18 protein-coding genes are annotated in these 18,750 nt (G+C 67.3%); 13 read left to right on the top strand and 5 right to left on the bottom strand.

The window, feature by feature from the left end:
- The first annotated feature begins 31 nt into the window (after positions 1-31).
- Both ACQPW1_RS32795 and ACQPW1_RS32790 read left to right on the top strand, forming a co-directional pair.
- On the top strand, positions 32-106 hold the full coding sequence (locus ACQPW1_RS32795; RefSeq protein ID WP_375914870.1) for a 50S ribosomal protein bL37: 75 nt from the start codon (positions 32-34) through the stop codon (positions 104-106).
- Between the two features lie 207 nt (positions 107-313).
- The gene (locus ACQPW1_RS32790; RefSeq protein WP_433655730.1) at positions 314-1,108 is read left to right on the top strand and encodes a hypothetical protein; all 795 of its coding nucleotides are present in this window, start codon (positions 314-316) and stop codon (positions 1,106-1,108) included.
- A gap of 95 nt (positions 1,109-1,203) precedes the next feature.
- Here the strand turns inward: ACQPW1_RS32790 and ACQPW1_RS32785 are convergent, their stop codons facing one another.
- Both ACQPW1_RS32785 and ACQPW1_RS32780 read right to left on the bottom strand, forming a co-directional pair.
- On the bottom strand, positions 1,204-1,770 hold the full coding sequence (locus ACQPW1_RS32785; RefSeq protein WP_357392088.1) for a TetR/AcrR family transcriptional regulator: 567 nt from the start codon (positions 1,768-1,770) through the stop codon (positions 1,204-1,206).
- 87 nt (positions 1,771-1,857) lie between these two features.
- The gene (locus tag ACQPW1_RS32780; RefSeq protein WP_433655729.1) at positions 1,858-4,677 is read right to left on the bottom strand and encodes an aconitate hydratase; all 2,820 of its coding nucleotides are present in this window, start codon (positions 4,675-4,677) and stop codon (positions 1,858-1,860) included.
- A 330-nt stretch (positions 4,678-5,007) separates the two neighbouring features.
- On the opposite strand from ACQPW1_RS32780, the gene ACQPW1_RS32775 reads away from it, so the two are divergent.
- The 9 genes from ACQPW1_RS32775 to ACQPW1_RS32735 all read left to right on the top strand — a co-directional run bounded on the left by ACQPW1_RS32775 (position 5,008) and on the right by ACQPW1_RS32735 (position 14,181).
- A complete protein-coding gene (locus tag ACQPW1_RS32775) occupies positions 5,008-5,580 on the top strand; it encodes an Rv1476 family membrane protein (RefSeq protein WP_433655728.1) in 573 nt (190 codons plus the stop codon).
- A 300-nt stretch (positions 5,581-5,880) separates the two neighbouring features.
- Positions 5,881-7,296: an NlpC/P60 family protein gene (locus ACQPW1_RS32770; RefSeq protein WP_433655727.1), complete on the top strand. Its 1,416-nt coding sequence runs from the start codon at positions 5,881-5,883 to the stop codon at positions 7,294-7,296.
- Between the two features lie 169 nt (positions 7,297-7,465).
- Positions 7,466-8,776, top strand: coding sequence for an AAA family ATPase (locus tag ACQPW1_RS32765; protein WP_433655725.1), 1,311 nt, complete (start codon positions 7,466-7,468; stop codon positions 8,774-8,776).
- 26 nt (positions 8,777-8,802) lie between these two features.
- Complete coding sequence (locus ACQPW1_RS32760) at positions 8,803-9,759, top strand: DUF58 domain-containing protein (protein ID WP_433655724.1); 957 nt, start codon at positions 8,803-8,805, stop codon at positions 9,757-9,759.
- A complete protein-coding gene (locus tag ACQPW1_RS32755; RefSeq protein ID WP_379289151.1) occupies positions 9,756-10,760 on the top strand; it encodes a VWA domain-containing protein in 1,005 nt (334 codons plus the stop codon). Before ACQPW1_RS32760 ends, ACQPW1_RS32755 begins: the two co-directional genes overlap by 4 nt.
- A 114-nt stretch (positions 10,761-10,874) precedes the next feature.
- Positions 10,875-11,591 (top strand): 3-oxoacyl-ACP reductase FabG1, encoded by a 717-nt coding sequence (fabG1, locus tag ACQPW1_RS32750; RefSeq protein ID WP_396967095.1) that lies wholly within the window; start codon positions 10,875-10,877, stop codon positions 11,589-11,591.
- Between the two features lie 78 nt (positions 11,592-11,669).
- On the top strand, positions 11,670-12,506 hold the full coding sequence (gene inhA / locus ACQPW1_RS32745) for an NADH-dependent enoyl-ACP reductase InhA (protein WP_433655722.1): 837 nt from the start codon (positions 11,670-11,672) through the stop codon (positions 12,504-12,506).
- Between the two features lie 17 nt (positions 12,507-12,523).
- The gene (locus ACQPW1_RS32740; RefSeq protein WP_433655721.1) at positions 12,524-13,588 is read left to right on the top strand and encodes a ferrochelatase; all 1,065 of its coding nucleotides are present in this window, start codon (positions 12,524-12,526) and stop codon (positions 13,586-13,588) included.
- Positions 13,589-13,659: 71 nt separating this feature from the next.
- Positions 13,660-14,181 carry a hypothetical protein gene (locus ACQPW1_RS32735; RefSeq protein ID WP_433655720.1) on the top strand — a complete coding sequence of 174 codons (522 nt, stop codon included), beginning with the start codon at positions 13,660-13,662 and terminating at the stop codon, positions 14,179-14,181.
- Between the two features lie 24 nt (positions 14,182-14,205).
- On the opposite strand, the gene ACQPW1_RS32730 is transcribed toward ACQPW1_RS32735, so the two are convergent.
- The 3 genes from ACQPW1_RS32730 to ACQPW1_RS32720 all read right to left on the bottom strand — a co-directional run bounded on the left by ACQPW1_RS32730 (position 14,206) and on the right by ACQPW1_RS32720 (position 16,825).
- Positions 14,206-14,958 carry a serine protease gene (locus ACQPW1_RS32730; RefSeq protein ID WP_433655719.1) on the bottom strand — a complete coding sequence of 251 codons (753 nt, stop codon included), beginning with the start codon at positions 14,956-14,958 and terminating at the stop codon, positions 14,206-14,208.
- 133 nt (positions 14,959-15,091) lie between these two features.
- The gene (locus ACQPW1_RS32725) at positions 15,092-15,907 is read right to left on the bottom strand and encodes a hypothetical protein (protein WP_379289165.1); all 816 of its coding nucleotides are present in this window, start codon (positions 15,905-15,907) and stop codon (positions 15,092-15,094) included.
- A gap of 90 nt (positions 15,908-15,997) precedes the next feature.
- Entirely contained in the window at positions 15,998-16,825 is an 828-nt protein-coding gene (locus ACQPW1_RS32720; protein ID WP_433655717.1) for a DUF3097 domain-containing protein, read from the bottom strand.
- Between the two features lie 151 nt (positions 16,826-16,976).
- Here ACQPW1_RS32720 and ACQPW1_RS32715 point away from each other — a divergent pair, with 151 nt between their 5' ends.
- Together ACQPW1_RS32715 and ACQPW1_RS32710 are read left to right on the top strand one after the other, a co-directional pair.
- A complete protein-coding gene (locus tag ACQPW1_RS32715; RefSeq protein WP_433655716.1) occupies positions 16,977-17,408 on the top strand; it encodes an NfeD family protein in 432 nt (143 codons plus the stop codon).
- Entirely contained in the window at positions 17,408-18,745 is a 1,338-nt protein-coding gene (locus ACQPW1_RS32710; RefSeq protein ID WP_433655715.1) for an SPFH domain-containing protein, read from the top strand. Before ACQPW1_RS32715 ends, ACQPW1_RS32710 begins: the two co-directional genes overlap by 1 nt.
- The last annotated feature ends 5 nt before the right edge of the window (positions 18,746-18,750 follow it).

The raw sequence follows: 18,750 nt of genomic DNA, 5'->3' as shown, positions 1-18,750 counted from the left end.
ACCCTACCGCACGACGAAAGTAGGTACGTCAGTGTCCAAGCGCGCGAACAAGAAACGCGCCCGACGCAAGAACAAGGCCAACCACGGCAAACGTCCGGGCGCCTGAGTCCTCGCTGATGAACCCTCGCTATCCCTCCTGGACGTAGCGAGCCCGGTCCGCCGCGACTCCGTACGGGGTCGCGGCGGGTCCGTTCGGACCGGCCTGGTTCGGTGAGCGAATCGAGTAGTTCGTTACTCCCGTGCCAGGTGTTTTGCGGGCCTACCGTGAGGTTCTGCGCCGAAAACCTCGGTGTGGTGCGCTAGGAGACAACCGATGATCGACATCATCACCCTCCGCGGGACCGGCGAGCCGCGAAACTCGAACGGGATGCCCGCGGGAATGCTGTACGACGTCACGAAACTGCTCGATACCGAACGGTTCTCGTTCTTCGAGCCGAACTGGCCCGCCTCGGTGGGGCCGTCGCCGGACGTTTGGGGGTCGTCGCTGGACACGTCGGTGCGGCTGGGGACCGCGGCGGGCGTCAAGGCGATCCAGGATTCGCCGAATGTCTGTGGGCTGCTGAGTTATTCGCTCGGCGGGATCTGTGCGAGCCGCATTCTGGAAGGAGTGCGCTCGGGTATCTACAAGAACACCAATGGGACGCCGCTGGAGATCGCGTTCGCGGTGAACATCGCCAATCCGTTGCGCCGGGCGGGTGAGTCGGTGGGGAATCTGTGCCCGCCGTCGACCTTCGGCCTGCACGGCCAGCGCGGGGCGTGGCCCGGCGCGGTCGCCGTTCGCGAGTACGCCAATCCCGGCGACATCATCACCGCCGCGCCCGCCGATTCGCCGCTCCGGTTCATCGACGTCGGCATCTCGCCGTTCTCGTTCCTGGAGGGTGCCCGCATCGGCAACCTCGGTCCGTTGATCTTCGCGGAGCTACTCGAATGGCTCATGCACGATCCGATCACGAATCTGGACCGCTACGCGACAGCCGTCCGCGGCCTCATCGGATACCTCACCCCATGGCCGGACGGTCAGCACGTTTTGTACTCCGGGCACAACATGCCGGGCACCGATCACCTGTGGACGACCGACGCGGCCGACTACATCAACGACACCTTCTGAGGTCGGATGTCGCGCCGACTACCCGCACGCCTCTTGATTTCCCGCACCGAGAATCGCATGCGATTCTCGGTGCGGGAAATCAGAAGTGGTGCGGCTCAGTCGCGTCGGCGGACCGAGGCCTCGACGAGATCCAGTACCGCGGTGAGGTTTTCGTTGGTATGGCCGGATGCGATCCGAGCAATGAGCCCGTCCAGCACCAGATCCAGGTACCCGAGCAACACATCGGTAGGCACGTCATCGCGCAACGCCCCCGCCGCCTTCCGCCGCTCCAACCGAGCCAGCGTCGCGGCGGTCAGTTCGGCCGACCGCTGAGTCCACCCCGCACGGAACTCAGGATCGGTCCGCAATCGCCGCGCGATCTCCAAACGCGTTCCCAGCCAATTGAATTGCTCGGGATGCGCGAGCATGTCCCGCATCACCCCGACGATGCCCTGGTTGGCTGCCACATCGGCCATCCGCTCGGCATCCTCCTGCGCGAGCGCGAGGAACAGCGCGTCCTTGTCCCGGAAGTGGTGGAAGATCGCGCCGCGCGACAGCCCGATCTCCTCCTCGAGACGGCGGACCGTCGCCCCTTCGTACCCGTATTCGGCAAAGCAGCGCCGCGCCCCGTCGAGAATCTGGCTGCGCCGGGCGGCGAGGTGATCTTCACTGACTTTGGGCATAGCGGGCGTGCTCCTCCAAGAGGTGTGAGAAGTCCGCGCACCGCGAAAACGCGGTGCGCGGACCCTCGACTAACGGCGTGTGCGTGATCAGCCGCGAATCATGTTGCGCAGCACGTACTGCAGGATGCCGCCGTTGCGGTAGTAGTCGGCCTCACCGGGGGTGTCGATCCGGACCACGGCGTCGAACGACACCTTTTCGCCGTTCTCTTTGGTGGCGGTGACCTTCAGGGTCTTCGGCGTCGTGCCCTCGTTCAGCTTGGTGATGCCCTCGATGTCGAAGGTCTCGGTGCCGTCCAGCTTCAGCGACGCGGCCGACTCACCGGCCGGGAACTGCAGCGGAATGACGCCCATGCCAATGAGATTGGAGCGGTGGATGCGCTCGAACGACTCGGTGATGACGGCCTTCACGCCGAGCAGCGAGGTGCCCTTGGCGGCCCAGTCACGCGAGGAACCCGAGCCGTACTCCTTGCCGCCCAGCACGACCAGCGGGATGCCCGCGGCCTGGTAGTTCTGCGAGGCGTCGTAGATGAAGGCCTGCGGGCCGCCGTCCTGGGTGAAGTCGCGGGTGTAACCGCCCGAGACGTCGTCGAGGAGCTGGTTGCGCAGCCGGATGTTGGCGAAGGTGCCGCGGATCATCACCTCGTGGTTACCGCGACGCGAGCCGTAGGAGTTGTAGTCCTTGCGCTCGACGCCGTGACCCTCGAGGTACTGCGCCGCCGGGGTGCCCGCCTTGATGTTGCCCGCGGGGGAGATGTGGTCGGTGGTGACCGAATCGCCCAGCAGGGCCAGCACGCGAGCGCCGGAGATGTCGGTGACCGGCTCCGGATCCTGCGGCATGCCGTCGAAGTACGGCGGCTTGCGCACGTAGGTGGAGTTGGTGTCCCAGTCGAAGATCTTGCCTTCAGGGGTCTCCAGCCCGCGCCAGCGCTCGTCACCCTTGAACACGTCGGCGTAGGACTTGATGAACATGTCCTGGCTGATCGCGGTGCCGATGGTCTCCTCGATCTCCTTCGAGGAGGGCCAGATGTCCTTCAGGAAGACGTCGTTGCCGTCGGCGTCCTGGCCGAGCGGGTCGGTCTCGAAGTCGAAGTCCATCGTTCCGGCGAGCGCGTACGCGATGACCAGCGGCGGCGAGGCCAGGTAGTTCATCTTCACGTCGGGGGAGATGCGGCCCTCGAAGTTACGGTTGCCCGAGAGCACCGCGGTGACCGAGAGGTCGTTGTCGTTGATCGCCTTCGACACGGCGTCCGGCAGCGGGCCGGTGTTGCCGATGCAGGTGGCGCAGCCGTAGCCGACCAGGAAGAAGCCGAGCTTCTCCAGGTAGGGCCACAGGCCCGACTTGTTGTAGTAGTCGTTGACGACCTGCGAACCCGGCGCCATCGAGGTCTTCACCCACGGCTTGGAGGTCAGACCCTTCTCGACGGCATTGCGCGCGAGCAGCGCGGCGCCGAGCATGACCGACGGGTTGGAGGTGTTGGTGCAGGAGGTGATCGAGGCGACCACCACGGCGCCGTGATCGAGCACGAAGTCGCCGTACTCCTCCGAGGAGACCTTGACCGGCTTGCTCGGGCGACCGACCGCACCGTTCGCGGCGGACGGGATCAGCACCGCGTCGTCATCGGCGAAGGACAGCACGGCCGGATCGCTGGCCGGGAAGGACTCCTCGATGGCCTCGTCCAGGTGCGTGTGCGGGGTGACGGCGGCGGGGCCGCTCTCCGCGTCGTTGGTGTAGTTGTGGATGTCCTTGCGGAACGCGGTCTTGGACTCCGACAACAGGATTCGGTCCTGCGGACGCTTCGGGCCGGCGATGGACGGCACCACGTCGCCGAGGTCGAGCTCCATGTACTCCGAGTAGGTGGGCTCGTGCTCGGCGTCGTGCCACATGCCCTGTTCCTTGGCGTACGCCTCGACCAGCGCGAGCTGATCGTCGGTACGGCCGGTCAGGCGTAGGTAGTCGATGGTCACCTCGTCGATCGGGAAGATCGCTGCGGTGGAACCGAATTCGGGGCTCATGTTGCCCAGGGTCGCGCGGTTGGCGAGCGGCACCTCGGCGACGCCCTTGCCGTAGAACTCGACGAACTTGCCGACCACGCCGTGCTTGCGCAGCATGTCGGTGACGGTGAGCACCACGTCGGTGGCGGTGACGCCCGGCTTGATCTCACCGGTCAGCTTGAAGCCGACGACGCGCGGGATCAGCATCGAGACGGGCTGGCCGAGCATGGCCGCCTCGGCCTCGATACCGCCGACGCCCCAACCCAATACGCCGAGGCCGTTGACCATCGTGGTGTGCGAGTCGGTGCCGACGCAGGTGTCCGGGTAGGCCTGGCCGTTGCGGACCATCACGGTGCGGGCCAGGTGCTCGATGTTGACCTGGTGCACGATGCCGGTGCCCGGGGGGACGACCTTGAAGTCGTCGAACGCGCCCTGGCCCCAGCGCAGGAACTGGTAGCGCTCGCGGTTGCGGGAGTACTCGATGTCGACGTTGCGCTCCAGCGCGTCGGCGCGGCCGAACACGTCGATGATCACCGAGTGGTCGATGACCATCTCGGCAGGTGCGAGCGGGTTGACCTTGTCCGGGTCGCCGCCGAGGGTCTGCACGGCCTCGCGCATGGTGGCGAGGTCGACGATGCAGGGCACGCCGGTGAAGTCCTGCATGATCACGCGGGCCGGGGTGAACTGGATCTCGATGCTCGGCTCGGCCGAGGGGTCCCAATCCGCAATGGCGCGAATGTGATCCGCGGTGATGTTCGCGCCGTCCTCGGTGCGGAGCAGGTTCTCCGCGAGGACCTTGAGTGCGTAGGGGAGTTTCTTGGTGCCGGGCACGGCGGAGAGGCGGAAGATCTCGTAGGAGTTGCTTCCGACCTCGAGGGTGCCCTTGGCGCCGAAAGTATCGATACTTGTCGTCACGTCAGCTCCACTCGTCTGTGAGGGTTGGCCGTCGGCGGGGCTGTGCCGGCGACCGAGTCTTTGCAGGTGCTCCAGCGCTCGAGTGCGCCGGTTCCTCGCGCTATGACCTTAACAGTACGCTTGTCCTGTGAGCGCACGGGGGCTGCCCGATAAGTGTGCTCCAGGCCCCGCGCCGAGCTGCACGGGGGCGCGTCGCATGCGGTCTGCGCGTGCACCGACTCTCCGTCGCGTACTGTGCTTTCGGAGCCAGCCGGGGGTGTTGAGCTCACCTCGCAGTGTTGGATGCACGTCGCTTCGGATGCCGATGCGGCTCGACAGACCGGATGGAAGATGACCGTCTCGCACACCTCGGTTTTCACACCCATGGCCGCCGAACTGCCGCCGAGTGTCACCGAGGACACCGTCACCACCATCAATGCCGACCTGGCCGACAATCACGTCGCCACGGTGGACGGCAAGGATCAGACGGAGTTGGCCGCGGTCGCCGCCGACGCGAGGGCGCACGGAATCCCGCTGAACATCGTGGTCGTGCCCGGCGCTCCGGGCCACGAAAGCCTGCGTGACCTGGCCACCGAGATCGGCGGCACGCAGCATGGCACCGTCCTGGTGCTGAGCGACGACTGGGCGGGCACCTACAGCGACACCATCTCCCGCGTCCGCCTGGAGTGGGCCGAGGACAAGGCGAAGTTCAACGGCGGGCACTCCGCCGAGGCGGCGCAGCACTTCGTGGACAAGCTGGAGCAGCCGTCGGCCGTTTCGTGGACCGTGATCGCCAGTGTGTTGCTCGCGGGCACCGCTGCCGTGGTGATCGGGCTCTACTTCGTGAAGTCGCGTCGGCGTGCCGAACCCGCCACGCCGGTAAGCGTTTCAGATTCCGAAGGCGATCGGGCCTCTACCGCATAGCTGGTTTCTAACCAGTTACTTTCCCTGACGACCGGTATGTTCTACCGCTCGGAAACCTTTGCCACATCCGGCTAATTTCAGGCAAAGGCAAAATTACGCGCCTGTCATTCTGTGGCTGGAGTTCCTTTGGTGACTGAAGTGTCGTACGGTCGTGTAGTTACCGATGGGGAAGAAGTGTTGTCAGGGGTTATCTGCCGACCACCTCGAGCTTGCTCGGAGCGCTTGCGAGCGCGAATGCGCGAGGACGCGGGAGGTTGGTGCTCGTAGGGCGTTGCCGGAGTCAGGTCCTTGGGAGGTGCGATGCGCAACAACGGCGTGGCCGCATATCGGCGTCCGCTGGGGATCGCTCTGGGGTTGCTGGTGACGGTCGTCGTAGTACTGGCGGGTCCTGCCGTTGCGGTGCCGCCCGCACCGCCGAACCCGAGTGACGGCCAGATCGCCGATGCCGGAGCACAAGTCGACGCCGGCGTGACCGAGGTCGGCGCGCTCATCAATCAGGTCGCCGTGGTCGACCAGCAGTTGCAGCAACTCGACGGCGAGGTCGCCCGCAAGCGCGAAGAAGTGAACAAGGCCCTGGTCGATCTGCAGAACGCGCGCGACGCCGCCGACGCGGCCGCCGCCGTCGTCCTCGACACCGAGCGCGAATTGGCCGACGCCGGAACACGAGTCGGCGCGGCCCGGCGCAACTTCGACCAGTTCGCCGCCCAGGCCTACACCCGCCCCGCCGCCGAGTCGATGGTCGTCTACCTAGCCGCGGCCACCCCGGCCGCCGCTCTCGATCAGGCCCAGCTCCTGGCCCTGGTCTCGAAGAACCAGCAGCAGGTCCTGGATGGCCTACGCCGCGCCCAGATCGACCAGGGCAACAAGAATTCCAGTGCGCGCCAAGCGAAGTCGGACGCAGACGCGGCCGCCGCGGCCGCCGAACAGGCCAAGCGCGACGCCGAGCAGGCGGTGGTCGCCGCAAAGGCCGCGCTCGATCAGCAGACGGTGCAGCGCGACAACCTGCTACGCCAGCGCCAGGATGCGCAGGGCCGCTTGGACTTCGCGCGCCAGAACGTGGCGGGACTACAAGGACAGCGCGACGCATACCAGAACTGGGAGCAGCAGCGTAAGGCGGAGGAAGCCGCGGTGCGTGCCGCGGCAGCCGCGGCGGCGGCCCGCGCGTCCGCTGACCAGAACGCGCAGGGGCGGGCCGGGCAACTCGGCGACGGCAAGCGCCCGCACACCCAGCTGGAGAACTCACCCGCACCGCACCGCAGCACCCCGCGTCCGAGCCTGCCGTCCATCGGCGGCTCCGCGGCGGTCGAGACGGTGGTCGACCGCGCGATGTCCCAGTTGGGCGTCATCTACGCCTGGGGTGGCGGCGACGAGGACGGGCCGACGCTCGGCATCCGCGACGGCGGCGTCGCCGACAGCTACGGCGACTACAACAAGGTCGGCTTCGACTGCTCCGGCCTGATGATCTACGCCTTCGCCGGGATCGGGGTTTCGCTGCCGCACTACAGCGGGTACCAGTACAACGCGGGCACTCGCGTACCGGTGGACCAGCGCGCCCGCGGTGACATGTTGTTCTGGGGCGCGAGCGGCAGTCAGCACGTCGCGCTGTACCTGGGCGACGGGCAGATGATCGAGGCGCCGGAGTCGGGCGAGGTCGTCCGGGTGACGTCGGTGCGCGAGGGTGGCATCATGCCCTACGCGGTGCGGATCGTCGGCTGACGCTCACTTCTCGGGTGGGCCGAGGGCCCGACGTACCTGCCGAACCATGCACACCGAACCGGACACGTGAAAGCTTTGAATTCCCTTCATGTCGGGTCCGGTTGCGGCACATACGGCCATTACCTGGAATAGTTGTGGCAGCACGCACAGGACCAAGGCGAAAGCGGGGATGTTGGTGACTTCGACAGACGGTGTGAGCGAGCGCAGCGAGCGAACCGAAGGCGCAGCGCGCTCCGCGCACAGTGGAGTTGAGCGCCAGCGAGACGCAGCTGTGAGCGGGGCGAATTTGGCGAAAGATGCGCCTGCGTCCACGCCGAGCACCCTGGAGCGTGACGTCCAGCTGCTGGAGAAGGCGATCTACGAGGTCAAGCGGGTAATCGTCGGCCAGGATCGACTGGTCGAGCGGCTGCTCGTGGGCGTGCTCGCGCGTGGTCACGTACTCCTCGAAGGCGTGCCGGGCATCGCGAAGACGCTGGCCGTGGAGACCTTCGCCACGGTGATCGGCGGCTCGTTCTCCCGGGTGCAGTTCACCCCCGACCTGGTGCCGACCGACCTCATCGGTACCCGTATCTACCGGCAGGGCCGCGAGGAATTCGACACCGAGCTCGGCCCGGTCGTCGCGAACTTCGTGCTCGCCGACGAGATCAACCGCGCGCCCGCGAAGGTGCAGTCGGCGTTGCTCGAGGTGATGGCCGAGCGGCATGTGTCGATCGGCGGCAAGACCTACCCGATGCCCAACCCGTTCCTGGTGATGGCGACGCAGAACCCGATCGAGAGCGAGGGCGTGTACCCGCTGCCCGAGGCGCAGCGCGACCGCTTCCTGTTCAAGGTCGTCGTCGACTACCCCTCGGTCGAGGAGGAGCGCGAGATCATCTACCGGATGGGTGTCACCCCGCCGGAGGCCTCGCGCATCCTGACGCCGGAGGAGGTCGTCCGGCTGCAGAAGGTCGCGGCCAACACCTTCGTGCATCACGCGCTGGTCGACTACGTGGTCCGGGTGATCGCGGCGACCCGCAAGCCCGCCGACTTCGGCATGCAGGACGTGGCCAGCTGGATCGCCTACGGCGCCTCGCCCCGTGCCAGCCTCGGCATCATCGCCGCGGCCCGCGCCGTCGCGCTGATCCGTGGCCGCGACTACGTGGTGCCGCAGGACGTGGTCGAGGTGATCCCGGACGTGCTGCGCCACCGCCTCGTGTTGTCCTACGACGCGCTGGCCGACGAGATCAGCCCCGAGGAAGTGATCAAGCGGGTGCTGCAGACCATCGGCATGCCGCAGGTCGCGCCGCAGGCCGTCGCACCGGGTGCGCCCGCCGCACCTGCCGTCGGTTCCGGTGCGCCGCAACAGGTTTCGCAGCAGAACGGGCCGCAGGGCGCGCCGCCGCAGCCCGCGCAGCAACCGCAGCAGGGCGTCCCGCAGCCCGTGCCGCAGGCGCCGAACGGGCAGCAGTCCCAGCCCGCCGGCAACGTTCAGAACAAGTGACCGCGGCGCCGGAACCGCTTCCGCCCGTGGCCAAGTCCTCGCACGCTCCGCCCTCGTTCCATGCGGGCGAGCTGACCGACCCGCGGCTGACCGCGGCGCTGAAAACGCTCGAGCTCACGGTGCGCCGCAGGCTCGACGGCGTGCTGCACGGCGACCACCTCGGCCTGATCCCCGGCCCCGGCTCCGAGCCGGGCGAGGCACGCACCTATCAGCCGGGTGACGATGTGCGGCAGATGGATTGGTCGGTCACCGCCCGCACCACCCATCCGCACGTGCGGCAGACCATCGCCGACCGTGAGCTGGAAACCTGGATGGTCGTCGACCTGTCGGCCAGCCTCGACTTCGGCACCGCGCTGTGCCAGAAGCGCGACCTGGCCATCGCCGCCGCGGCCGCGATCACCCACCTCACCAGCGGTGGCGGCAATCGGATCGGCGCCGTCGTCGCGACCGGCGAGGAACTGGTCCGGGTGCCCGCGCGCAGCGGGCGGGTGCACGCCCAGTCGCTGCTGCGCAGCATCGCGACCACCCCGCACGCCCGCGACGGCGTGCGCGGCGATCTGCGCGGCGGCATCGAATCGCTGCGTCGCCCGCAGCGCAAGCGCGGCCTCGCGGTGATCATCAGCGACTTCCTCGGTGACATCGACTGGCAGCGTTCGCTGCGTGCCATCTCGGCGCGGCACGACTTGCTCGCGGTGGAGGTGCTCGACCCGCGCGACCTGTCGCTGCCCGACGTCGGCGACGTCGTGCTGCACGACCCGGAGACCGGGCGCACCCGCGAATTCAGCGTGACCCCCACGCTGCGCGCCGATTTCGCGGCCGCCGCGCAACGGCATCGGGATCAGGTCGAAGAGGCGTTGCGCAGTTGCGGCGCCCCGGTGCTCACCCTGCAGACCGATCGGGACTGGATCTCCGACGTGGTCCGGTTCGTGTCCACCCGGCGCCACAGCTTGGGCGCCCCGACCGGGCGGGTGCCACGCCAGTGAGTATTTCGCATTTCACCGCGCAGATCTGGCTCGGTTTCCTGGCCGTCGTCGCGCTGATCGCGCTCGGCTACATCCTGGTCCAGCGCAGCAGGCACAAGCACATGCTGCAGTTCAGCAACATGGAGCTGCTGGAGAAGGTCGCCCCGTCGCGGCCGAGCCAGTTCCGGCACGTGCCCGTCGCGCTGATGCTGGTCGGCCTGGTCTTCCTCACCGTCGCGGCCGCCGGGCCGACGGCGGTCAAGAAGGTGCCGCGCAATCGCGCGACCGTCATTCTGGTGATGGACGTTTCGCTGTCCATGGAGGCCACCGACGTGCCGCCGACCCGGCTGCAGGTGGCGCAGAAGGCGGGCAAGGAGTTCGTCGACGGACTCACCCCCGGCATCAACCTCGGCTTCGTCACCTTCGCGGGCACCGCCTCGGTGATGGTCTCGCCGACCACGAACCGGGAAGCCGTCAAGGCCGCTATCGACAACATCAAGCTCGCGGAACGCACGGCGACCGGTGAAGGCATCTTCACCGCGCTCAATTCCATCGACACTTTGGCCTCCGTGCTCGGCGGTGCGGAGACCCCACCGCCCGCGCGCATCGTGCTGATGTCCGACGGCAAGCAGACCGTGCCCGACGACAAGGACGTCGACAATCCGCGGCACGGCTTCACCGCCGCGCGGCTCGCCAAGAACAAGGGCGTGCCGGTCTCGACGATCTCGTTCGGCACCGAATGGGGGTCGGTGGAGATCCCTGACCAGGACGGACAGGGTTCACAGCGGGTCAAGGTGCCGGTCGACAACGACTCGTTGCGCGAGATCGCCAAGCTCTCCGGCGGCGACTTCTATACCGCGTCGAGCCTCGCGGAACTGACCGCCGTCTACGACACTCTCGAACAGCAGATCGGCTACGAGATGACTCGGGGTGACGCGAGCAGGCCCTGGTTGTTGCTCGGCATGCTGCTGGTCGCCGCGGGCGTCGTCACCGGTTTGCTTTATCGTCAACGCCTGCCGTAACCGCCATGCGACTGTGGCATCCACCAAGGAGTGCGGCCTCGCGCATTCGCGGCTCGCAAGCGCTTCCTGGAGCCAAGGCGCGGCGTCCGAACCTCACCAGATAGGTTGTCCGTCATGTCGAACAACACATCCCGGTCTGTCCTCGTCACCGGCGGTAATCGCGGCATCGGTCTCGCGGTCGCGCAGCGGCTGCTTGCCGACGGTCACAAGGTGGCTGTCACGCATCGCGGCTCGGGGGTGCCGGACGGCTTGTTCGGTGTGAAATGCGATGTGACCGATAGTGCTTCGGTCGACGCCGCGTTCACCGAGGTCGAAGAGAAGCAGGGTCCGGTGGAGGTGCTCGTCGCGAACGCGGGTATCACCGATGACACGTTGCTGATGCGGATGACCGAGGAGCAGTTCACCAGGGTCATCGACGCGAACCTGACCGGTGCGTTCCGCTGTGCCAAGCGGGCCAACCGCGCGATGCTGCGGGCGCGTTGGGGCCGGATGATCTTCCTCGGCTCCGTGGTCGGCCTCGGCGGACAGGCTGGACAGATCAACTACGCCTCCTCCAAGGCCGGTGTGATCGGCCTGGCGCGCTCCATCACGCGTGAGCTCGGCTCGCGTTCGATCACCGCGAACGTCGTCGCACCGGGTTTCATCGAGACCGATATGACCAAGGATCTGCCCGACGATCTGCGCGATATGGCCAAGAAGTTCATTCCGCTGCAGCGCCTCGGCCAGCCGGAGGACGTCGCGGCCGTGGTCAGCTTCCTGGCCTCGGAGGACTCCCGCTACGTGTCCGGCGCGATCCTCCCGGTCGACGGCGGCATGAGCATGGGCCACTGACCTGACGGACCCTGCGGCCGGCGAAACCTCGACGGCCGCAAGCAATTCCACACTCGACTCCAGGAGAACCGAAAACTTATGGGCGGACTGCTCGAAGGTAAGACCATTCTGGTCACCGGCATCATCACCGACTCGTCGATCGCGTTCCACGCGGCCGCCGTCGCGCAGGAGCAGGGCGCGAAGGTGATCATCACCGGCATTCCGGAGCGGCTGCGGCTGATCGACCGGATCGCCAAGCGGCTGCCGCAAGAGGTCCCCCCGGCCATCCCGCTCGACGTCACCAACGAGGAAAACCTCGGCGCGCTGGCGGACAAGGTGCGCGAGCTGGCACCCGAGGGCGTCGACGGCGTGCTGCACTCGATCGCGTTCGCGCCGCGCACCCTGATGGGTCCGGAAGCGCGTCCGTTCCTCGAGGGCCCCGGCCCGGACGCCGCCAAGGCATTCGAGATCTCCGCGTGGAGCTACGCGTCGCTGGCCCGCGCGGTGCTGCCGGTGATGAACGAGCGCGGCTCGATCGTCGGCATGGACTTCGATCCGCGCACCGCGATGCCGTACTACAACTGGATGGGTGTGGCCAAGGCCGCGCTCGAGTCGGTCAACCGGTACGTGGCGCGAGAGGTGGGCGCCGCCAAGAAGATTCGCTCGAACCTGATCGCCGCCGGCCCGATCAAGACCCTCGCGGCCAAGGCCATCGCGGGCACCGCGACCGACGACGCCGCCAAGCTCAACCAGCTCAACGAGTACTGGGACGGCGCCTCGCCGATCGGCTGGGACGTCGACGACCCGACGGTGGTCGCGAAGTCGATCGTCGCGCTGCTGTCGGACTGGCTGCCCGGCACGACCGCGTCGATCATCTACGTCGACGGCGGAGCCAGCCACAACACCTGGTTCCCCGAAGGCATGTCGATCAACTGATCTCCTAGGAGGGCATTGTGGGTCGGGCTGCGGACGCACTTCTGCTGCTGTCCTTCGGCGGCCCGGAACGCCCCGAGGACGTGATGCCGTTCCTGGAGAACGTCACTCGGGGCAGGGGAGTGCCGCGCGAACGTCTCGAAGAGGTCGCACAGCACTACCTGCACTTCGGCGGAGTCTCGCCGATCAACGGGCTCAATCGGGACATCATCGCGGCGGTCGAGGCCGAATTGGCCACCGCCGGAATCGATCTCCCGGTGTACTTCGGTAATCGGAATTGGGCTCCGATGGTGGAGGACACCGTCGCGCGGATGGCCGCCGACGGTGTTCGCTCGGCACTGGTGTTCCCCACGTCCGCGTGGGGTGGTTACTCGGGTTGCCTGCAGTATCACGAGGACATCACCAGGGCTCGAACCGCTTTCGGTGCGGGCGCACCGGATTTGGTGAAGTTGCGTCAGTACTTCGATCATCCATTGTTGATCGAGGCGTTCGCCGACGCCATTCGGGTGGCGCGGGAAGAACTTCCGGCCGAGCGTCGCGACGGTGTGCGTCTCGTCTTCACGGCGCACTCCATTCCGGTCAGTGCGGACACTACTGCGGGCCCGCCTGCTGACGGTGGTCATCTGTACAGCCGCCAGGTTGCCGAGGCGGCCCGATTATCTGCCGCCGCAACCGGTTTCACCGATTACGACCTCGTCTGGCAATCCCGGTCCGGCCCGCCGCAGGTGCCATGGCTCGACCCCGACATCGTCGACCACCTCGACGATCTGTCGGCGAAGAATGTCGACGCCGTCATCGTCTGCCCGGTCGGCTTCGTTTCCGATCATCTAGAGGTGATCTGGGATCTGGACAACGAGGCGAAAGAGAAAGCCGCCGAACTCGGCATGGCTTTCGCCCGCGCCGCCACCCCCGGCACCGACCCGCGCTTCGCCCGGTTGGTCGTCGAGTTGATCGATGAGCAGTTGAACGACACCGCCTCTCGTCACCTCGGCGAGGTACCCGGCTTCGGTTGCACGCTGAATGGCACGCCCTGCGCCGTGGGTTGCTGTGCGCCGCCGAAACGACCGGTTGCGGCCGGGAAATAGCGCGAATCGGGCTGCGATAGCATCGGACCCGCCTTCGGAGAAAGCCGAAGCGGGGCGAAAGATGAAATTGGATGATCTATACCGAAATGTTGACCAGTACCGGGCTGCTCGATCCGCAGGTCTGGTCCGACAGCAGTGTGTGGGTGGGCGCACTCGAGTCGAACGAATCCCGGCGCCGTGGCGGTGGCGGGAGTGGCAGTGGGGTTTCCGGGTGGATTGTCGGCTCGGTGTGCCTTGGAATCGTGGTGATCGGCATCGGGGTCGCGATCTGGGCGTACAAAGGTAAGGACACGAGCCCGAATCAGCAGGGACAGCCGCAGCAGCACAATCCGCAGCCGTATCCCGGACAGCAGCCGTACCAGGGGCAGCAGCAGTATCCCGGGCAGCAGTCATATCCTGCACAGCAACAACAGTATTCGCCGCCGCAGCAGCAGTACCCCGGACAGCCGCAGTACCCCGGACAACAGCCCTACCCGGGCCAGCAGTACGCGCCGCAACAGCAATACCCGCAGCAGCCGTACACGCCGCAGCAGCCGCATCCAGTGCAACAGCAGTATCCGCAGCAGCCCTATCAGCCGCCGGCACAGCACTGAACCGTGCGGGCAGCAGTCCGACGATCAGAACATGACGGCGGACAGCTTGGTGTAAACCCCCGGAAACCCCGGGCGGGCAGCACCTTTGCCCCATGAGGTGAGACCGACCAGCTGGCCGTCCACGAGAAGTGGCCCGCCACTGTCGTATTGGGCAGAATCGGCTTCGGGCGAACCGGCGCACAGCATGTCGTTCGGATCGAACGCGGAGCCGTAGGCCGCGGCGCAGTCGGCATCCGGGACCAGTGGGACGGTGGCGCTACGGAGGTGGGTGTTGGATTCGTCGGCCTCCGACGTAGCGCCCCAGCCGAGAATGGTGCCGGTGTTCGATTGCGCCGCACCGACTTTCACGAACGGACCGGGCTGCGGCTGGTCGAGCGTGAGGACGGCGAGATCGTTGTGATGGACGGTCTCGCCGTCGAAGTCGGTGTCGTGGAAGCCGGGGTGGATGCGAATGTCCTTGACGTGCACCTTGACTCCGTCGTCGGCACGTAAGTCGGTGCGGCCGAAGGTGACGGTCACCGCCTGCGAGACCAGTTGGGCCAGCTCGACACAGTGCGCCGCGGTGAGTACGCGGTCGGGCGCGATGAGCGCGCCGCCACAGAACTGCCCGGAGGGGCGAGTGAAGAAGAGCGGGCTGCCGACCGCGGCCAGCCACGGGTAGGCGCTCGCCTCGGCTTCCGTGCCGCCGACGATCGCCGACGCAGGCGCGGCGGCGGGCAGGCCGAGGGCGATCAGCGCGGCGACGAGGGTCGCGGCACCGCGACGCGGGAGGTTCATGTCATACCGCCTGCTGAGAGGGCCGGAGGGGGTCGACTCATTCAATCAGAAAGATCGCTGCGGCGGCTGTTTCGCCTGGTCACGGCCATGCCGCACACGTCGCGAGGCGCTGCCGAGCCCAGGGTGCTCGAACTCACGGCGTACTACGGGCCGCCGCATGAATAGCCACCAGCCGCGCGGCGCGGATCGCGTCCCACAACGGCCGTAGTAGTGACTCCTGGGCGCCGATCGCGCTGGCCGACGTCGGCGAGGATGCTGGTTCCCGTTGCGCCACGGTGAGTATCGCCGCGACATGATCCGCCGTATCGAGAATCTTCCTGGCGCGCAACGGGATCGAGCCCGGATAGTCGTGCCGGGAGTAGTCGGCGAGCTCGGCCTCGATGAGCTCGCGCGGATCCGAGTCGGCCGAACCGACCGACGTGGTGTGCAACTGCAACAGCGCGTCGGCGGCATCGCGGACCGCTTCGCGCATCGCGTATTCCGCCTCGCCGAGCGACATGTCCTGGCCGGGCACCGGCGGAATCGGCGTGCTGTAGACCGCCCACTGGAGCGTGTCCTCGTCGGTCCACTGCGGGATCAGACCGGTGCCTTCGGTGCCGGGCACGCCGATCAGCAGGCCCTCCTCCGCCTCGATCGCGTCGGCCGCGAAGGCGGTGCCGGTGGGCAGGCCGCGCACGTCGCCGGGCACCGGCAGCACCAGCCGCAGCTGGGCGCCGGGCTGCGCCATGCTCTCGCGAATCACCTTGAGCAGCGCCATCATTCCGGTACCGGGCAGGTTGCCGCGGGATGACCACGGCAGGTCGGTGCGGCCACCGGTGACCGGGTCACCGGCGGCGATGGTGTGCTGGGGTGCCCACGCGTGCAGGGCCTCCAATACGTCGTCGGGCGCGCTACAGCCGGCCAGCCATGAGCCGGCCCACACCGTCAGCGTCGCACTAGGAGAGCACATAATTATCGAGCATAAAGGGTGACGGTTATTCGCGGGCATTCCCGGAAAGGGCATTCCTGAGCAGCGGTGCGAGGCACCCCCGCGGACCTGCTATTCCGGTTCGGTGACGAAGTCGATGAGCCGTTCGACCGCCCCGATGAGCGGTGCCTCCAAGTCGCGGAAGGACTCGACGGCGTTGTAGACCCGTCGCCAGCCCTCCTGCGGGGTGCCCCAACCCAATCGATCGCAAATGCCGGTTTTCCAGTCTTCGCCGCGTGGTACGTCCGGCCACGCGGCGATCCCGACGGTCGCCGGGCGCACCGCCTGCCAGACGTCGATGAACGGATGACCGGTGACCAGCACGTTCGCGCCGAGCCCGGTGGTGAGCTGAGTTTCCTTGGATCCGGTGACCAGATGGTCCACCAGCACACCCACCCGGCGGCCCGGTCCGGGCGCGAATTCGGTGAGCCGCTCGCCCAGATTGTCCAAGCCCTCCAGATGCTCGACGACCACGCCTTCGACCCGCAGGTCGTGTCCCCAGACCCGCTCGACCAGCGCGGCATCGTGCACGCCCTCCACCCAGATCCGGCTGGTCCTGGCGACACGGGCGCGCAGACCCTCCACCCGGGTCGAGCCGGACGCGGAGCGCGTCTCCTTCTTCGGCGCGGCGGCCGTCGGCCGGACCAACGTCACCGGTTCGCCGTCGATGAGGAACGCGGCCTCGCGCAGCGCGAACAGTCGCACCGCGCCGCGCGCGTCCTCGAGTTTCACGAACTCGCCGTCGTAGCTGCGATCGAAACCCACCACGGCGCCGCAGAATCCGCTGGCCGCGTCCTCCACGACCAGGTCGCGGTCCGCCGTGACCTGCGGTACCGCCCGCTTTTTCGCTCGGGAGTGTCCGGCGAAGATGTCGCCGCCATAGCTGTTATGCCCGCTCACCCGCCTGAAGCTAGCACCGCCGCTGGCGATTTCGATACATCGGCCCGGCGGGCGCGTCCGCGCGACACGGCCACGCGATTCGTGATTCACCCGAGATCTGTAGTCGTGTCAGTGCGGCCCGAGATCATCACCCGCGCACTAGAGTGGTTTCGTGGCCGCAATAGTTTGGCTGGTCGCGGGCATCTTGCTCGCGGCGGCCGAGATGCTCACCGGGGACCTGACACTGCTCATGCTCGGTGTCGCCGCGCTCGGCACCGCGGGTGTCAGCGCGGTCGCGGATACCACGCTGGTGGTGGATGCCATCGTGTTCGGCGTGCTCACGCTGGTGCTGTTCCTCGGTGTGCGGCCGCTGCTGCGGCGCCGTTTCGGCACGCCGCCGCCGACCCCGACGAACGTGGATGCGCTGCAGGGTAAGTCGGCGCTGGTGCTGGAGGAGGTGGGCGCGCACTCCGGCCAGGTGAAACTGGGCGGAGAGGTCTGGACCGCGCGGCCGATGGACGAGTCCGAGGTTTATGAACCGGGTACGAAGGTGTATGTCATGAGGATCGAAGGCGCGACCGCCGTCGTCTGGAAGGGGCCGTAATGGCTGTACTGATCGTTGCCGCCGTACTCGTGCTTTTGGTTGTGGTGGTGGTGTTCAAGTCGATCGCGCTGGTGCCGCAGGCCGAGGCGGCGGTGATCGAGCGGCTCGGCCGGTATTCGCGCACGGTGTCCGGCCAGCTGACGTTCCTCGTCCCGTTCGCCGACCGCATCCGCGCCAAGGTGGATCTGCGCGAGCGAGTGGTGTCGTTCCCGCCGCAGCCGGTGATCACCGAGGACAACCTCACGCTGCACATCGACACCGTGGTCTATTTCCAGGTCACCAGCCCGCAGGCGGCGGTCTACGAGATCAGCAACTACATCGCCGCGGTCGAGCAGCTCACCGTCACCACGCTGCGCAACGTGGTCGGTGGTATGACCCTGGAACAGACGCTGACCTCGCGCGATCAGATCAACGGCCAGCTGCGCGGCGTGCTCGACGAGGCGACCGGGCGCTGGGGTCTGCGGGTGGCGCGCGTCGAGCTGAAGAGCATCGATCCGCCCGCGTCCATCCAGGAGTCGATGGAAAAGCAGATGAAGGCCGACCGGGAGAAGCGCGCGATGATCCTCACCGCCGAGGGCACCCGCGAATCGCAGATCAAGATGGCCGAGGGTTCCAAGCAGGCGCAGGTGCTGTCCGCCGAGGGCGCCAAGCAGTCGGCGATCCTGGAGGCCGAAGGTGAACGGCAGAGCCGCATCCTGCGCGCGCAGGGTGAGCGGGCCGCCTCCTACCTGCAGGCGCAGGGTCAGGCCAAGGCCATCGAAAAGGTCTTCGCCGCAATCAAAAACGGCAAGCCGACGCCGGAACTGCTTGCCTACCAATACATGCAGACGCTGCCGATGGTCGCGCGTGGTGACGCCAACAAGGTGTGGCTGGTGCCGAGCGACTTCGGCAAGGCGCTCGAAGGGTTCGCCACCAGCTTCGGCAACAAGGGCGAGGACGGCATCTTCCGCTACGAGGCGCCGACCTCCGATGGCGAACCGACCAAGGTGGAGGACGACTCCGAAGACGTCGCGGACTGGTTCGACACCGCACCCGACCCCGCCATCGAACGCGCGGTCCGCGCGGCGGAAGAGACCGCTCGCAAGCCGGTGGACGGTCTGATGAGCCCGCCGCCCGCCGCACCGCGCCAGGCCTCGCCGCATCAGGCCGTGATGCCCGCGCAGGAGAAGTCCTACCCGCCGCCGCAGGAGGAGACGCAGCAGCCGCCGCAACAGCAGCTGCCGCAGCAACAGCCTCCCCAACAGCAGCCGCAACAGCCGCCGCAGCAATCGCCGTCCTACCGACCGGACGACCCGCACGGTCGGCCGTGGCAGCCGCCGGAGAACTTCTCGAAGTAGGCGTT

It is taken from the genome of Nocardia sp. CA-128927, assembly GCF_050955855.1.
Classification (GTDB): Bacteria; Actinomycetota; Actinomycetes; order Mycobacteriales; family Mycobacteriaceae; genus Nocardia.
The sequence above is the reverse complement of the archived record's forward strand: the minus strand, read 5'-3'. Positions and strand labels throughout refer to the sequence as shown.

Excerpts from the sequence above, each read along its gene's own strand:
- ACQPW1_RS32770 (WP_433655727.1), top strand. The coding sequence starts at position 5,881 with ATGCGCAACAACGGCGTGGCCGCATATCGGCGTCCGCTGGGGATCGCT.
- ACQPW1_RS32785 (WP_357392088.1), bottom strand. The coding sequence starts at position 1,770 with ATGCCCAAAGTCAGTGAAGATCACCTCGCCGCCCGGCGCAGCCAGATT.
- ACQPW1_RS32725 (WP_379289165.1), bottom strand. The coding sequence starts at position 15,907 with ATGTGCTCTCCTAGTGCGACGCTGACGGTGTGGGCCGGCTCATGGCTG.
- ACQPW1_RS32730 (WP_433655719.1), bottom strand. The coding sequence starts at position 14,958 with ATGAACCTCCCGCGTCGCGGTGCCGCGACCCTCGTCGCCGCGCTGATC.
- inhA (WP_433655722.1), top strand. The coding sequence starts at position 11,670 with ATGGGCGGACTGCTCGAAGGTAAGACCATTCTGGTCACCGGCATCATC.
- fabG1 (WP_396967095.1), top strand. The coding sequence starts at position 10,875 with ATGTCGAACAACACATCCCGGTCTGTCCTCGTCACCGGCGGTAATCGC.
- ACQPW1_RS32710 (WP_433655715.1), top strand. The coding sequence starts at position 17,408 with ATGGCTGTACTGATCGTTGCCGCCGTACTCGTGCTTTTGGTTGTGGTG.
- ACQPW1_RS32790 (WP_433655730.1), top strand. The coding sequence starts at position 314 with ATGATCGACATCATCACCCTCCGCGGGACCGGCGAGCCGCGAAACTCG.
- ACQPW1_RS32735 (WP_433655720.1), top strand. The coding sequence starts at position 13,660 with ATGATCTATACCGAAATGTTGACCAGTACCGGGCTGCTCGATCCGCAG.
- ACQPW1_RS32775 (WP_433655728.1), top strand. The coding sequence starts at position 5,008 with ATGACCGTCTCGCACACCTCGGTTTTCACACCCATGGCCGCCGAACTG.
- ACQPW1_RS32765 (WP_433655725.1), top strand. The coding sequence starts at position 7,466 with ATGTTGGTGACTTCGACAGACGGTGTGAGCGAGCGCAGCGAGCGAACC.